Annotated in this window: 14 protein-coding genes; 6 read left to right on the top strand and 8 right to left on the bottom strand. The window is 46.4% G+C overall.

The genetic code is table 11. The annotated features are described in order from the left end of the window. Window positions 1-323: 323 nt before the first annotated feature. Window positions 324-767, bottom strand: coding sequence for an Lrp/AsnC family transcriptional regulator (locus AACT21_RS15620; RefSeq protein WP_019280913.1), 444 nt, complete (start codon window positions 765-767; stop codon window positions 324-326). A gap of 105 nt (window positions 768-872) precedes the next feature. Here AACT21_RS15620 and AACT21_RS15615 point away from each other — a divergent pair, with 105 nt between their 5' ends. After that, the gene (locus tag AACT21_RS15615; protein ID WP_013856459.1) at window positions 873-1,457 is read left to right on the top strand and encodes a LysE family translocator; all 585 of its coding nucleotides are present in this window, start codon (window positions 873-875) and stop codon (window positions 1,455-1,457) included. Between the two features lie 107 nt (window positions 1,458-1,564). On the opposite strand, the gene AACT21_RS15610 is transcribed toward AACT21_RS15615, so the two are convergent. The 3 genes from AACT21_RS15610 to AACT21_RS15600 all read right to left on the bottom strand — a co-directional run bounded on the left by AACT21_RS15610 (window position 1,565) and on the right by AACT21_RS15600 (window position 5,803). Then, window positions 1,565-3,223 carry a putative transporter gene (locus AACT21_RS15610; protein WP_026027818.1) on the bottom strand — a complete coding sequence of 553 codons (1,659 nt, stop codon included), beginning with the start codon at window positions 3,221-3,223 and terminating at the stop codon, window positions 1,565-1,567. Between the two features lie 286 nt (window positions 3,224-3,509). Beyond that, window positions 3,510-4,211, bottom strand: coding sequence for a response regulator transcription factor (locus AACT21_RS15605; protein ID WP_013856461.1), 702 nt, complete (start codon window positions 4,209-4,211; stop codon window positions 3,510-3,512). Continuing rightward, window positions 4,208-5,803 (bottom strand): sensor histidine kinase, encoded by a 1,596-nt coding sequence (locus tag AACT21_RS15600; RefSeq protein ID WP_094164658.1) that lies wholly within the window; start codon window positions 5,801-5,803, stop codon window positions 4,208-4,210. The genes AACT21_RS15605 and AACT21_RS15600 overlap by 4 nt, the downstream gene beginning before the upstream one ends. Before the next feature lie 176 nt (window positions 5,804-5,979). Between AACT21_RS15600 and AACT21_RS15595 the strand changes: the two genes are divergently transcribed. Continuing rightward, window positions 5,980-6,546, top strand: coding sequence for a phosphoribosyl-AMP cyclohydrolase (locus tag AACT21_RS15595; RefSeq protein ID WP_094128911.1), 567 nt, complete (start codon window positions 5,980-5,982; stop codon window positions 6,544-6,546). Between the two features lie 69 nt (window positions 6,547-6,615). Here the strand turns inward: AACT21_RS15595 and AACT21_RS15590 are convergent, their stop codons facing one another. Beyond that, window positions 6,616-7,104, bottom strand: a complete 489-nt coding sequence (locus tag AACT21_RS15590; RefSeq protein WP_010319103.1) for a hypothetical protein — start codon at window positions 7,102-7,104, stop codon at window positions 6,616-6,618. Between the two features lie 321 nt (window positions 7,105-7,425). Here AACT21_RS15590 and AACT21_RS15585 point away from each other — a divergent pair, with 321 nt between their 5' ends. Beyond that, window positions 7,426-8,433: a substrate-binding domain-containing protein gene (locus AACT21_RS15585; protein ID WP_026027817.1), complete on the top strand. Its 1,008-nt coding sequence runs from the start codon at window positions 7,426-7,428 to the stop codon at window positions 8,431-8,433. A gap of 70 nt (window positions 8,434-8,503) precedes the next feature. On the opposite strand, the gene edd is transcribed toward AACT21_RS15585, so the two are convergent. Next, window positions 8,504-10,315 (bottom strand): phosphogluconate dehydratase, encoded by a 1,812-nt coding sequence (gene edd / locus AACT21_RS15580; protein WP_094164657.1) that lies wholly within the window; start codon window positions 10,313-10,315, stop codon window positions 8,504-8,506. Next, entirely contained in the window at window positions 10,312-10,845 is a 534-nt protein-coding gene (locus AACT21_RS15575) for a gluconokinase (RefSeq protein ID WP_094164656.1), read from the bottom strand. The genes edd and AACT21_RS15575 overlap by 4 nt, the downstream gene beginning before the upstream one ends. 160 nt (window positions 10,846-11,005) lie before the next feature. Here AACT21_RS15575 and AACT21_RS15570 point away from each other — a divergent pair, with 160 nt between their 5' ends. From AACT21_RS15570 to AACT21_RS15560, 3 genes are all read left to right on the top strand, one after another. After that, complete coding sequence (locus AACT21_RS15570) at window positions 11,006-12,382, top strand: GntP family permease (RefSeq protein WP_026027816.1); 1,377 nt, start codon at window positions 11,006-11,008, stop codon at window positions 12,380-12,382. Window positions 12,383-12,408: 26 nt separating this feature from the next. Beyond that, window positions 12,409-13,017, top strand: a complete 609-nt coding sequence (locus AACT21_RS15565) for a bifunctional 4-hydroxy-2-oxoglutarate aldolase/2-dehydro-3-deoxy-phosphogluconate aldolase (RefSeq protein WP_017047051.1) — start codon at window positions 12,409-12,411, stop codon at window positions 13,015-13,017. Between the two features lie 159 nt (window positions 13,018-13,176). Further along, complete coding sequence (locus tag AACT21_RS15560; protein ID WP_094164655.1) at window positions 13,177-14,040, top strand: DMT family transporter; 864 nt, start codon at window positions 13,177-13,179, stop codon at window positions 14,038-14,040. Window positions 14,041-14,383: 343 nt separating this feature from the next. On the opposite strand, the gene AACT21_RS15555 is transcribed toward AACT21_RS15560, so the two are convergent. Beyond that, window positions 14,384-14,725 (bottom strand): LysE family translocator (locus tag AACT21_RS15555; protein WP_176430251.1); only part of this gene is annotated, 342 nt, incomplete at its 5' end.

Below are 14,725 nucleotides of genomic sequence, written 5' to 3'. Positions count from 1 at the left end.
GTATTGAGAACGCAAACCCCCAATTGAACTGCTCAGCAGCCGAAAAAATCTGTGCCAATTTGGCATAAATAGGGATGTTGAGTACCAAGCTGAAATAGAGAGCAAGCAACAAGGTAATACTTGCGTATGAGAAGCGAGGATTTTTCATTGTGGGTTCCATAACATGCGGTTCTACTATAAACGTTATGATAACTATAAAGAACTTTTCTTAATAAAGACTTAAGAAACTTAATGAGTTGGGTAACATGTGATATGCGTCTTATTGCGCTTGGTTGGTAATTTCTCCGTGCTTTGTTGAACGTTAAAAGTGATGGAGTATCACACTATTGCCGTTCGTCTTTAGGAGAGTCCATGACCACCATGGTGGTGATCGATTTCACCGTTAAGCACTCACCAAGCACATCGGCGTGAAAACGTTTATAGGCGCTGAGATCTTTGCTTTCGACACGCAGCAAATATTCGTTCATCCCGGTAATGTTGTGGCATTCGACCACCTCCTTGGCGTAGCGCACATGTTCTTCGAAACTGAGCTGCGCTTTTTTCGTATGGCTGTTTAAGCCAATTGCCACATAAGCGACAAACCCGACATCAAGTTGGGTTTTATTTAAGACCGCTCGATAGCCTTTAATGATCTGCTTACGCTCAAGATCCTGCACGCGGCGCAACGTGGCGGAGGGCGATAAGCCGATGCGTTCGGCTAGCTCGACATTCGAGACTCGGCCATCAAGTTGTAGCTCTTGCAATATTCTCTCGTCAAATCTGTCCATGGCTTATTTTTATTGCTCAATATTGGTGGTATTGACCAATATAAGCACAATATTGCCAGCCGATACCATTATTATTTGTTCATCATTATTAAATAGAGAAAGAAGATGGATTACACACAATGGTGGCCACTGGTGGCTTTTGCTTTTGTTTCGACCTTTTCACCGGGTCCAAACAACATCATGCTGATGACATCCGGTGCAAATGTGGGCTTTATGCGCACTATTCCGCACATGCTTGGTGTAACGTTTGGTTTTAGCATTATGGTGCTGTTGGTTGGTGTTGGGTTAACGGGTTTATTCCATCGTTATCCTATGTTGCAACAAGGCTTGCAAATTGCCTGCACCATTTATTTGGTCTATTTGGCGATAAAAATTGCGCTGAGTAATCCTTCGCAGGGAGAGAAGCAGTATCAACCGATGTCATTTGTTTCGGCTGTACTGTTTCAATGGGTCAACCCCAAAGGTTGGTCGATGGCGCTGACTGCGGTGAGTGTATTTAACCAAAGTGCGAGTTGGGCGCAGTTAATGCTGATTTCATTGGTGTTTGCTTTGGTGAACATTCCGTCGGTCAGTGTTTGGACTGCGGCGGGTAAACAGTTGAGCCACTGGATGAATCACCCAAGTTATGTCCGCTGGTTTAACGGCGCGATGGGCGCGTTGCTGTTACTGTCCGTTGTTCCTATGTTGTAGAGATTTGGTGAGACGTTGCTGTGTGGGAGCATTATCAACGCAGCAAAAGAAAGTGGGTACTGAGCGACCCACTTTGTTTATCTAGTTTGCCTGATATTAACCGTTCGCTATATTGCCCATAAAATTAACGCCAATATTTGCGGTGAGAGTATGCGCAGGCACATCACTAACGGATAGACAGTAGCGTATGCCAATGCAGAAGCGCCACTGCTTTCGTGCAGCGCATTTGCAAAAGCAAGAGCGGGTGGATCGGTCATCGAGCCTGCTAGCATGCCACAGATGGTGAGATAGTTAATATGGCCTAAAACACGAGCCAGTATTCCAACAGTGATCAATGGAATACCCGTGATCAACATGCCGTAGCCCATCCAACTGACGCCATCGCCTTGCACTAAGGTTTCAACAAAATTACCCCCAGATTTTAACCCGACCACGGCTAAAAACAGCACAATACCAATTTCTCGCAGAGCAAGGTTCGCGCTGGGTGGCATAAACCAATACATTTTGCCAATGCTGCCGATACGCGCCAAAACCAGTGCAACAATCAGCGGTCCTCCAGCTAAGCCGAGCTTAATGGCGGCGGGGAATCCCGGTAGATAAAACGGAATAGATCCGAGTAATACCCCAAGTCCAATCCCAACGAAGACTGGTAGCATCTGCACATGCTGTAATTTTTGGTGCGCGTTGCCGACCATGCCACTGACCGCTTCAATCGCTTCTTGACGCCCGACTAAATTGAGAATGTCGCCAAACTGCAAGGTAGATTGGCTGGTTGGGATAAGCTCAACCCCGGCACGGTTTAAACGCGAAACTACGACGTCGTATTTCTCTTTTAAATCCAGATCGCGCAGCTTTTTACCAAGCACAATCTCGTTGGTGACGACTAAGCGCTGTACTCGCAGCTCCGTGCCGCGTGTCGAAAGTGATGCATCGACCTCTTCGCCAATCACCAAGCGTGCTTTTTCTAACGCTTTTTTATCGCCGACCAGATGAAGCAAATCATTCACTTCAACTCGTGAATCGGGTTTGGGTACTGAAAGGTGTTCACCACGTTTGAGGCGCGAGCACACAATATCGCCATCACTGAGCGCGGGAATGTCTTTTAAGAGCAGGCCATTTAAGTTGGGGTTTTTAATCGCAACGTTAATGGTGTGTAAGCTCTCTTTTTTGTGGCCGTTGTGGATCTCAAACTCTTCGGCTTCGGCGTCAACACTGACACGAAAGGCAATTCTGAGCAGCCACATGGTAAGCAAAATACCGCATATGCCAAAGGGGTAAGCAATCGCATAACCCATACCCGTCAGGTCAAGCATGTTCTCTTGGCCACCTAACTCAGTCAGGATTTGTTGCCCCGCGCCTAATGATGGCGTATTGGTGACTGCACCGGAGAATACACCAAGAATAACGGGTAAAGGCACATCAAACAGATAGTAAAGCGCGACCGTCACCACACAGCCCAGCAACACAATCAGTGCGGCAAAGGCGTTGAGTTTTAGTCCTGAGCTTCGAAGTGAAGAGAAAAAACCGGGTCCGACTTGTATACCAATGGTGTACACAAATAGGATAAGGCCGAACTCTTGAATAAAATGCAACGTATTGTAGTCAAGAACCACACCCCACATGCCTGTAAAGTGGCCGACGAGAATGCCGCCAAACAGCACCCCGCCGATCCCTAAACCAACACCGTAGACGCGCCAATTCCCTATCCACAAACCCAGCACAGCTACCAGCGAGAGAATGCTGATAGAAAGTGCAATGTCACTCATGATGAGTCTCCTGAACAATTAAAAAACGGCTGGTGGGCAAGCTTAATGAACGGCAGGGGTAGGCGTAAGAACTCGGTTAGTGGTTATGTCTACAGCTGGAGGGTTCAAATACGGCATTGAGAAGTCACCTAGTGAAATGAACTCTCGATGTCGTTTTGTGGTTGCCCTGAACTTATGACCAGTAATACTGTAATGAACTACAAATGTTAACTATAGGTATGCAAATTTGTGCACCGGAACGAATATTAAATTTCTCAGATAACTAATTGTTAGATAAGAGTTAAATTTATCCATTTCCTGTGCGTTGCTCACCACTATTTTTATCGAGAAAATAGCCCATACCGCGTTTAGTTTTAATCAGTGCTGATGAGAAAGGGTCATCAATTTTTTTGCGTAGACGACGCATATACACATCGACTACGTTGGTTAGGGGATCTTGATGGAGACCCCAAACATTAGCAAGAATCCGTTCTCGGCTAAAAATATGACCGGGTTTATGCATCAATAGCTCTAATATGGAGAGTTCTTTGGCGGTTAACTCAATGGCTTGCCCTGCCCGTGTTACGGCCATGGTTGATAAGCAGAGCGTTAAGTCTGCAATGTGTAGAGTGGGCATTGGCGCAGAGTCAGAATGTCGACGTTGCAGCGCATCTAGGCGAGCCAGTAACTCTTCAAAATGAAAAGGTTTTGCCAGATAATCATCCGCACCAATGCGTAGGCCCCGAACCCGTTCTTCAACTTCGCCCAGAGCAGAAAGCATCAAAATTCGCACATCAATACCGGCTTCACGTATTTGCTGACAAAGAGTTAATCCATCGGTGTGCGGAAGCATTCGATCTAAAATTAAAATATCGGGCTCGCCGCTTATGAGTGTTTCAAGTGCGTATTGCCCATCATTTAGTCGCTGAATGTGGTGACCTTCTGCTTTGAGCCCTCGCTCAATAAAGTTGGCAATTCTGGCATCATCTTCAATTAAAAGAATTCTCATGATTCTTCCTCTTCCAGTTCAAAGGTAAGTGTAACGGTTGTGCCTTGAGCCAGTTGGCTTTGGAATGCGATGGTTCCGCGTTGCTGTTGCACAATGTTATAAGCCAGCGTTAAACCAATCCCCAAGCCATCAGGGCGATAGCGTTTGCCGTTTTCGGACCGAAAATAGCGTTGGAAAATCTGTGCGAGGTCCTCTTGGTCAATGCCAATACCGTGATCTTGCAATTGAAGATGAAATTGCTTGGGCTCAACTAGCAGAGTGAGCGTAATAGGCTGGTGATGTGGATCATAGCGCAATGCATTATCGACGATAATTCGCACGGTCATCAGTAGCTTATCTAAATCAGTATGAAAGATCCGAGCTTGCCAGTTTGCCTGTTGTGGATGAAGACATTCAAGTTGCACTTGATGCGCGTGAGTTAAAAGGGTGGCTTGTCTCGTCACCGATTGCCATAGGTTCTCTAAGGTGATGGGGATAAGAGTCGGTTGGAACAGCTTTTCATCTTGACGGATAAGCAGCAATAAATCGTCGATCCGGTAGGAAAGGTGGGTTGCCGATTCATTGATACGCTGTAGCGTTTGTCGATACTCTTCATCACTATTTTGACGACTGCGAAGGGTAATTTGCGCTTCTCCTAAAATGGCCGTTGCGGGAGTACGCAATTCATGGCTGACGTTCGCAAAAAACTCTTTCTGCTGGCGTTTAGCTTGCTCCAATGTTTCGAGTGCATTGGCGAGTTCTTGGGTGCGTGCAGTAACTTCTCGCTCAATGAGTTGACGCGAAGCGATCTCTTTTTGCTGCGCATTTTCAAGGCTTTGTGCCATGTAATTAAAATGCTGCGCTAGGGTTCTGAGCTCACTTGGCCCGCTGACCGATACTCGATGGTTAAGATGGCCTTGTTCTAAAGCTGAAGTGCTTTTTAGCAGTTCCGCTAACGGTTTGGATAAGGTGCGCAGTAACCAGCCTCCGAGTAGCAAGCCAAAGACTACCCCTAGTAATGATAAGGTTACAATGACATTTTCTACATCAGATAATGATTTCATCGCTGCGGCTTCATAGCGTGCAGTACGTTGTTTCTGTAGAGAAATAGCTTGATTCAGCAGCTGGCGTAGGTCGGTGTTATCCACTTTATCAAAGGTGTCACTGAGTAAAAGCCAGCGATCATTATTGTCTGTGATTTTTGCGATTTCCCAGGATCGAAGCGCTGTTTTTAATCGTCCAAAGTTAGTTTCAAAGAGAGAAATGACTTTGATTTGCTGAGTGATCTCGGCAAAGTCTTGGTTGGTGATACCGTGTTGTTGTGCTTGCTCGGTTAGCAAATAGAGCTCGCTGAGCAAATCTTCAATCTTTGAAAAGCGCATGTCTCGTTTGAGCGTGCTGCCATCTTTGGTCAATAAATACTCGGCAAGCCAAATTTTCAACTGCTGTTTTTCCGTGCTCAACTGCATAAAGCTTTGCAAGATTTGATTGGAGATCTGTCCGCGCTGAATGTGCTCATTAGCGACGTTATTTGACCATAAAGCGGTGCCAGCTTGGGCTAAGATTAGGGTGAGCAACAGAGCCAGTACGAGAGATAATTGATAACGAAACATAATGATCGCCGCATAAATTTAATAGGTGAGCAGAGTAAGCGATCCGTTGGTATTGGGTAAAGAATATTCATCTGAAGTTAATCTAAGCGCATGGTTTAGGTTCATCGAGAGGCCGTAAATTACTCCCATCAACCACATTACTCCCATCAACTAGATAATTAGATAAGGCCTTCATCATGCAACGTACACATAAAAGAATTTCTATTTCAGCATTATTACTCTGCGGGTTGTTACCGCTATCCGCTCAAGCTTCTAACGTATTAGTTAATAACAACATTAACCACCAAGAGGTGCTTGATGCCCAGCAAGCTTGGGGAGAAGCGTTAATCAAGATCAGCCAGACTTATGAACAAAAAGGTCATGCTGAAGCGAAGAAATTGGCACAGCAAGTGTTAGACCAAGCTTATGGCTATCAACAAGGTGCGGTGCTTTTCAAACCTACGCTTGCCAGTGGGGAGCAAACCTTTCGCACAGAAGTAGACGGAGCGCTATCTTATTTTGTCGGCAGTGATAAGCAATACCCACAAGATTCTGGTTTTGCACTAAAAGGTTGGAAGGAGTATAGCTTTGATAACGCAGCAGTCTACATCAATGGTGATGTGGCCTTAACCATGGGGCATGTCAAGCTTATCGATAATAAAGGAAAGCAAACCGTGGTGGATAAAAGCTGGGCATTCAAGAAAGATGAACAGGGCCAACTGCGAATTGTTCTGCACCATTCATCACTGCCATTTCAGCCTTAACTGAGGGGAAAACTTTTAGATGTGGGTGATGGTGATACACCCACATCGCAGGTTTTGCAGTAGTGCCAGCTAAACGCCAGCACGTTTGAGCAGGCCAGCCATCAGTGGCGAGCTTGAACGAACCTGTTTTGATTTGTTCTGTAATGTTTTAGCCAGCGTCGGGTTATTGATGCTTTTGGCAATGTAGGCCATTGAATGATAGAAATCTCCTGCGGATTTCATTTTATTGGCGTCATTTAATGGCGCTAACAACTGCACCATGGTTGTGCCACTCATTGCTTGTTGGGTGGCGTACTCTTGTACTGCATCGAGTAGAAGATCGAGATCGACCATCGCTTCGGCACTTTCCACACCATGTTTTTTCATCTCTTTACGGTTACGTTTACGCATTTGCTTAATGACAAAGGCCGGTTTGTTGAGCTTTTTAAAAGCAAAGTAACCAAGAACGACTGCAAGCACGACACCGCCCGCCACATAACCCCAAATAGAACCGGAAGATTCAACAACAGGCTTTAGGGTTTCAACGGTATATTCAACGGTAGTGGGTGTATCAGACATTATTATTTCCTTAGAATGCAGCTTCAAAATCAGAAGCTATTAATTAATCTGGCAGGGGGAAAAGCGCCTTGCGATGAATCAAAGATCCATGAAAAGGAGAGCTTCTGCCTCACATTACTCTCTTTTTGGGGTGAGGAGGCAAGAAAGCAAGTCCATTTTAGGGATTATTAATGAGTTTGTTGATAATTGTGCGAGTTGGTCACACAAATTACGCCATTGCTTCTGTGTGTATGAGCTTAACGAGGTGATATAAAGATTGAAATGCACAGTCGTCATGAGGTTTAATGTTACGGTAACATTCAGTTGGAAAACAGAATAAAAATGAGCAGTATGCAACGTAAAACTAGGCCTACCCTGCAAGATATCGCAGACCGCGTGGGGGTGACGAAAATGACCGTTTCCCGTTTTCTACGCGACCCCAACTCGGTCGCATTGGCAACCCAAGAAAAAATTGCCGCAGTGATTGAAGAATTAGGTTATATACAAAATCGCGCCCCGGCGATGTTGTCGAAATCGTCAAGTAAGGCGATTGGTATTCTTCTGCCTTCCTTGTCAAACCAAGTGTTTGCCAATTTAGTTCAAGGGATTGAGTCGGTAACCAAAGCAAGAGGTTACGATACACTTATTGCCCACTTTGGTTATAACGTGCAAGAAGAAGAGGAGAAAATTGCCTCGTTGCTGTCGTATCAAGTCGATGGTCTTATTTTGACCGAAACGCACCACTCCGAACGTACCATCCAAATGCTAAAAGCGGCGGGTGTGCCAGTGGTTGAAACGATGGAGCTGCCAGACAAGCCGATCAATATGGCGGTGGGGTTGGATCACGAACAGGCCTCGTATCATGTGGTGACGCAGATGATTGATAGTGGCAAACAGCATATTGCCTATCTCGGTGCGCGTCTTGATACTCGAACGCAGTTGCGGATGAATGGCTATGATCGTGCAATGCAAGATGCAGGCTTAACCGCAGTTCATATCCTAACTCAAGAGCATTCAAGTTTTACTCTCGGCGGTGATTTACTCGAACAAGCCCTAGAAGAGAGGCCAGAGATCAATGGCATCTTCTGTACTAATGATGACATTGCAATTGGTGCCATGATGAAGTGTGCACATCGAGGGCTGAAGATTCCTCAAGATATTGCAATCGTGGGGTATAACGCGCTCGATATAGGTCAAGCGATTTCGCCAAAGCTAACCAGTGTAGAAACGCCTCGGTTTGAGATTGGCAAGAAAAGTGCTGAGCTATTATTGTCCGCACTGGCTGGTGAAGTGATTGAGCAGAAAGTGTTCGACTTAGGCTTTAGTGTCACCGATGGCGAGAGCCTGTAGTCAGCTTGTTATTCAGCCATTGAAGTGGTTGGGTTTGTCACTTCAATGGCTACATCAAGCTCATGTTGTATCAATTAGGGTAGAGGAACGAAGCCCCTTGATTGGCGGCAGAGACATTATCTCGACACACTTTAAACAGATCGCGCCCCCAAGTTTGCTGTGTGAGCTCAGTATCACAAGTGGCGATATCGCGGCCTTCGGTTGGCGTTAAGTTCTCTAATCGGCCTGTCACCGCATCGACGCGGATCCTATCTCCCTCTTCAATAAGCGCAATTGCGCCGCCTCTTAATGCTTCCGGTGAGACGTGAATAGCCGCAGGAATTTTACCAGAAGCGCCGGACAAACGACCATCGGTCACTAACGCAACCTGATAGCCCGCTTTTTGTAAGTTGCCCAAAATCGGCATTAACTTATGCAGCTCAGGCATGCCATTGGCTGCTGGCCCATTGAAGCGGACTACAACCACGCAATCTTGATTGAGCTCGCCGTGTTGATACGCCTGCTCAACCTGATGTTGGCAAGCGAACACTTTGGCGGGCGCTTCAACAATGCGATGTTGCTCAGCCACGGCAGAGACTTTGATCACTGCTTGCCCAAGGTTACCCGATAACACTTTAATACCACCAGAGCGCTGAAATACCTTATCAGGTAGGGCGATTACCGAGGAGTTTTTAGTTTGAGTACACGCTTGCCACTCTAACGTATGGCCCACTAATTGCGGTGATTTTAGTTGATCTGCAAATTCACCAAACACGGGTTTTACGTCAGTGTGAAGTAACTGCGCTTGATGCAGACGCGTCATCAACATGGGTACGCCCCCTGCGAGCTCAAATTCATTGATATCCGCCGAACCATTGGGGTAAACATTCACCACAAGAGGAACGACGTCAGATAGATCACTGATATCTTGCCAAGTCAGCACAATACCCGCCGCGCGAGCAACAGCCAGTAAATGAATGGTATGGTTTGAACTGCCACCAGAGGCGAGCAAAGCCACTAGGCCATTGACTACGCTTTTTTCTGTCACCACCTCATAAAGTGGACGGAAATGCGCCGTGCCATCGCTCATGGCGGCAAGGCGGATTGCGGCATGTTGCGTCAATGCAAGGCGCAATGGGGAAAAGGGAGCGACAAACGCTGACCCTGCCAGCATTAAACCCATCGCCTCAAACACTAATTGGTTGGTATTGGCAGTGCCGTAGAAAGTACAAGTGCCTGGGGAGTGATACGAAGCGCATTCCATATTCAGCAGCGCGCTGTCATCAACCAAACCTGCCGCGTGTTTTTGGCGAACATCGACTTTCTCATCATTCGTAATGCCAGTGGACATTGGCCCTGCGGGAATAAAAGCCGTTGGTAGGTGCGCAAACGCCAGCGCGCCCATCAGTTGTCCGGGCGCAATTTTATCGCAAATACCGAGCAGTAATGTGCCATCAAACATATTGTGGCTGAGTGAAAATGCCGTGGCTTGTGCAATCAAATCGCGTGAGAACAACGACATATCCATGCCCGCTTGGCCTTGCGTTACGCCATCACACATCGCAGGAACGCCGCCAGCAACTTGAGCCGTGTGGCCAAATGGGGCGAGCACTTTTTTGATTTGATCAGGGTAATCTTTATACACTTGGTGCGCGCTAAGCATGTCGTTGTATGCTGTGATAATGGCTAAGTTAGAACGCGTTAAATCGAGAATGTGCGCTTTTTCTTGAGAGCAAGAGGCGGCGACGGCATGAGCCAAATTACCACAAGAGAGTGATGCTTTACCCTTGCCACTGTGCTGCTGTGCCTTGGCGCGGTTGAGAAACTCATCACGCAAAGTACGGCTGCGCTGAATAATTCGTTCGGTGACGGCTGTGATGGTTGGGTTTAAGGCTGTACTCATGCTGACACCTTTTGACCATCTAAAGTGAGCTCGCGCAATGCCACTAGGGCGCGTTCTACAACCTCATCAATATCCGTATCGATATCAACGATAGCGACTTTCACTTCGTTGTCGGGGCGCTCTAACGTATTGAACTGGCTTTCCACCATGTTCGCTTTCATAAAGTGGCCTTTACGCGCTTGCATGCGCTTCATGATTAAATCAAAACTGCCATAGAGAAAGAGAAAGGTCACATTTTGGTTACCGTCACGGATTTGATCGCGGTAGGTTTTTTTCAACGCAGAGCAAACAATCACGCCGTGCTCATTTTTACTCTCTAAGCTAAAAGCCGCGTCACGGATGCGCTCTAACCAAGGTTTGCGATCGTCATCATTTAGCGGCTCTCCGCCTGCCATTTTGAGAATATTGGCTTTTGGATGAAGGTCGTCACCGTCGATGAATTTCGCCCCTAATTTCTGGGCCAGTTTCGCGCCTACAGTGCTTTTTCCGCAGGCGCATACGCCCATTACAATAATGCTACTACCAGTCATACGGACTCCTTGAGTGGTATTCTGAGCTGGATCTCATTTTTTAAATTCACTTGGAAATATGACTTTATCTTATCCATGTTATCGGTAACATGTTACCCGTAACTTAGAGATTTGTGAACTAAAACACAAACAAAACAATACGTGATATAAGGTGAAGAACATGGAATTGATGACTCAAAGCAGTAACCCTGCTTACCTATTAGCAATCGCGGGATGTGCGATTGCAGCACTACTGATTTTAATCATGAAGTTGAAGATACACGCCTTCGCTTCATTAACCTTAGTCAGCCTTGGCACTGCAATTGCCACCGGCGTTGCGGCGGAAAAAGTGGTCCCAACCATGATGTCTGGTTTTGGTGGAACCCTAGCGTCCGTTGCTTTGCTGGTCGGCTTAGGTGCGATGATTGGCAAAATTTTAGAAGTGACGGGCGGTGCTAAAGTGCTGGCCGATACCTTGATAGGCCGCTTTGGTGAAGAAAAAGCGCCGTTTGCACTGGGTATTGCTTCATTACTGTTTGGTTTTCCCATCTTCTTTGATGCGGGATTGATCGTGATGATGCCGATCATCTTTAGTGTAGCGAAGCGCTTTGGTGGCTCACCATTGAAATACGCGCTGCCTTCAGCAGGTGCTTTTGCCGTGATGCATGCTTTTGTGCCGCCTCATCCTGGGCCAGTTGCGGCTTCAGATCTTTTAGGTGCTGATCTTGGTCTGCTGCTGATTGTTGGTATCTTGGTCGCGATTCCTACTTGGTATTTTGGCGCTTACCTCTTTGGCCTGTATGCGGGTAAGAAATTTGATATTCCACTCTCTAAAGCGTTTTTTAATACCGAGCAAATTATTGATGAAAATAAATTGCCAAAATTTGCCACGGTATTAGCGATTTTAGTGATGCCAGTGCTGCTCATTTTTATGGATACAGGTCTTAATACCCTTGCGGTAGCAGGCGTGATTGACGGCAAAGCGCCATTGGTTGAATTCTTGCGCATGTTGGGTAAAACCCCGGTGGCACTGTTGCTGACTTTGCTAACTTGTTTACTGGTGTTTGCCAAAGATTTTGGAATGAACAAGCTGGAAAAACTGTGCAGTGACTCGTTAGCGCCTATCTGTGCGGTAATTCTTGTGACAGGTGCGGGCGGCATGTTTGGTGGTGTGTTGCGCGCCAGTGGCATTGGCCAAGCATTGGCTGACGTGTTATCCGATACAGGCATGCCTATCATAGTCGCGGCGTTTGTTATCGCAACTTGCTTACGTGTGGCGCAAGGCTCTGCCACCGTGGCACTAACCACCACCGCCGCTTTGATTGCACCAATTGTGGCACAAACCACGGGTTTGAGTGAGTTGGATTTATGTTTTATCGTGATTGCGATTGCTGGTGGAGCAACGGTACTATCTCACTTTAATGACTCAGGCTTCTGGCTGGTTTCTCGCTTGATGGAAATGGATGAGAAAACCACACTCAAAACTTGGACTGTGATGGAAACACTGCTTGGTAGCATCGCGTTTGTGATTGTCGCTGTCCTAAGCTTCTTATTATAAAAAGCGTTTTACTATAAGGTTATGAAATGAAAACTCTTGAACAACGATTGAAAGAAATCAAAATCGTCCCTGTGATTGCGATTAATGATGCTAGCCAAGCGGTCCCTTTGGCCAAAGTGTTGGTTGAAAATGGGTTGCCATGCGCGGAAGTGACCTTTAGAACAGAAGCGGCTGCAGAATCGATTCGTTTGATGCGTGCCGCCTACCCAGAGATGCTGATTGGCGCAGGGACAGTACTGACCACGGCGCAAGTAGATCAAGCCATTGAGGCGGGCGTGGATTTTGTAGTCAGCCCTGGTTTTAACCCAACCACGGTGAGATATTGCCAGCAACGTCATGTGGCAATTGTTCCGGGCGTCAACAACCCAAGTTTGGTTGAGCAAGCGATGGAAATGGGTTTGCGCACATTGAAATTCTTCCCAGCCGAGCCTTCAGGTGGCGTGGCGATGCTCAAAGCATTGACGGCCGTTTATCCGGTCAATTTCATGCCAACAGGTGGCGTTAGCCCAAGTAACGTTCAAGACTATTTATCGATTAAATCCGTAGTGGCGTGTGGCGGTACGTGGATGGTACCGACAGATCTGATGGATAAAGGTGATTGGCAGGGAATTGCGGAATTGGTGAAAGCGCTATAACCCTTTCTATTTTCTTTAAGAACAACGGCTTGCTTCGGTAGGCCGTCTTTTTATTCCGTGCGCACCTCCGACCATTAACGATAAAAGTAATCGAGAGTAACGCGCGATCAAAAATCTCGTTACAATCGTTCTCCTACTCATTTCACGATAAGCCAAGCTATGTACGCAAACCGACGCGCAGAATTAATTTTAGTTATCACGACCTTATTGGCTGCTGCGGGCTGGGTGTTTTCCAAACAAGCCATTCAAGGCCTACCGCCTTTTGGCTTTATTGGCGTGCGCTTTCTTTTAGCGTCGCTGTGCCTACTGCCATTTTGTCTTAAAGCGCTGCGCCAAGCCTCACTGCACGATTGTTTAAAATCAATGAGTGTGGGCGTGTTGCTAGGTGGCTCGATTTTTTGCTGGATCCACGCGATTTCCATTAGCGACACGCTAGGCGAGGGCGCATTCATCATGAGCCTCTCTATGCTGTTTGTTCCGTTATTAGCATGGCCGCTGTTTGGCGCTAAACCGGCGCGCGCATTTTGGTTGTCGCTACCCATTGCACTGATTGGGCTTTTTTTACTGTCGTGGAACGGGGAGTGGGTCGTCGCGACTAGCCAGCTGTGGTTTATGGCTGCGGCCTTTAGCCTGGCATTGCATTTTAACTTTAACAGTCGTTTTTCGGCTAATCTGCCGCCGATGTTGCTCACTACATTACAACTGTTTGTTGGCGGCTGCCTTGGGGTATTACTCTCTTTACTGTTTGAGTCATGGCCAGATCAAATAAGTTTGATGACATGGAAGTGGCTTGCTCTGAGCGTATTACTCGCCACCAGTTTGCGGTATTTGATGCAAACCGTAGGTCAAAAGCACGCCAACCCTACCAATGCGGCGATATTAATGCTGCTTGAGCCAATCTGGACACTGGTTCTGAGCGTGCTGATTTATGATGAATCGATGCCAGCGAATAAGATTTTCGGCTGCGGCTTGTTGCTCTGTTCGCTTCTTTTCTATCGAATGGGCCATTTTCGTCATCGTTAAAAGAGCCAAAGCGTGAAGCGAAATTAAGTTGCTAGAGAGCTCTAAGAAGTATTGAGTTTCTTTGCCTTTTAAGGAAGAAAACAGACATTACGCACGTTTATGACGTAGGGCCATCACGTTTGATTATCGTTTTTGGACAAACTGATTTCCCCTTCTTGAAGGGGAGGTTTTGTTGCTGACGCTCTTTAACCCCCTCCTAACCTCCCCCTGAAAGGGGGAGGAACAGAACATTTGTCAGCTTCCGCTCTAGAGCATAATTGGACATTTGTGAGCTATCGGTTTTGCTAAATTAGTATTTTATGCATTACTTAAAGTATAGCAAAGTGCTCATTAGTAACATTTATTAGCGACTGATGATTAATTTCAATCCTAATCCTCCCATTACTGACCCAGACAAATAATCAATAAATTTTTTAAATTTTAAATACGCTTGACGAGGGCGTGAAGCAGATAAAACTAAAGCAGCAATAAGATACCATCCTGCATTACTCAAAAATGTACAGATTGGAACCGCAATAAAGAAATACATAGGTATGTTTTGCGGAAGCAGTGTTGTAAATACGCTGGCAAATACGATGGCTGTTTTTGGATTACTGAGTTGGATTCCTAAACCTAATAAGTACGAACGAAATAAGGGAATGTCTTGGCATCGAGTAGCATCTATGGTCTGTAACGGAATTAGAGC

Origin of the sequence: Vibrio sp. V08_P9A1T1, assembly GCF_963874405.1 — a bacterium.
In the GTDB taxonomy this organism is placed as follows: Bacteria; Pseudomonadota; Gammaproteobacteria; order Enterobacterales; family Vibrionaceae; genus Vibrio; species Vibrio anguillarum.
This window is presented reverse-complemented; position numbering and strand designations above follow the sequence as displayed.

What these genes read in the sequence shown, in the direction of transcription:
- AACT21_RS15620 (WP_019280913.1), bottom strand. Translation starts at nt 767, where the DNA reads ATGGACAGATTTGACGAGAGAATATTGCAAGAGCTACAACTTGATGGC.
- AACT21_RS15615 (WP_013856459.1), top strand. Translation starts at nt 873, where the DNA reads ATGGATTACACACAATGGTGGCCACTGGTGGCTTTTGCTTTTGTTTCG.
- AACT21_RS15610 (WP_026027818.1), bottom strand. Translation starts at nt 3,223, where the DNA reads ATGAGTGACATTGCACTTTCTATCAGCATTCTCTCGCTGGTAGCTGTG.
- AACT21_RS15605 (WP_013856461.1), bottom strand. Translation starts at nt 4,211, where the DNA reads ATGAGAATTCTTTTAATTGAAGATGATGCCAGAATTGCCAACTTTATT.
- AACT21_RS15600 (WP_094164658.1), bottom strand. Translation starts at nt 5,803, where the DNA reads ATGTTTCGTTATCAATTATCTCTCGTACTGGCTCTGTTGCTCACCCTA.
- AACT21_RS15595 (WP_094128911.1), top strand. Translation starts at nt 5,980, where the DNA reads ATGCAACGTACACATAAAAGAATTTCTATTTCAGCATTATTACTCTGC.
- AACT21_RS15590 (WP_010319103.1), bottom strand. Translation starts at nt 7,104, where the DNA reads ATGTCTGATACACCCACTACCGTTGAATATACCGTTGAAACCCTAAAG.
- AACT21_RS15585 (WP_026027817.1), top strand. Translation starts at nt 7,426, where the DNA reads ATGAGCAGTATGCAACGTAAAACTAGGCCTACCCTGCAAGATATCGCA.
- edd (WP_094164657.1), bottom strand. Translation starts at nt 10,315, where the DNA reads ATGAGTACAGCCTTAAACCCAACCATCACAGCCGTCACCGAACGAATT.
- AACT21_RS15575 (WP_094164656.1), bottom strand. Translation starts at nt 10,845, where the DNA reads ATGACTGGTAGTAGCATTATTGTAATGGGCGTATGCGCCTGCGGAAAA.
- AACT21_RS15570 (WP_026027816.1), top strand. Translation starts at nt 11,006, where the DNA reads ATGGAATTGATGACTCAAAGCAGTAACCCTGCTTACCTATTAGCAATC.
- AACT21_RS15565 (WP_017047051.1), top strand. Translation starts at nt 12,409, where the DNA reads ATGAAAACTCTTGAACAACGATTGAAAGAAATCAAAATCGTCCCTGTG.
- AACT21_RS15560 (WP_094164655.1), top strand. Translation starts at nt 13,177, where the DNA reads ATGTACGCAAACCGACGCGCAGAATTAATTTTAGTTATCACGACCTTA.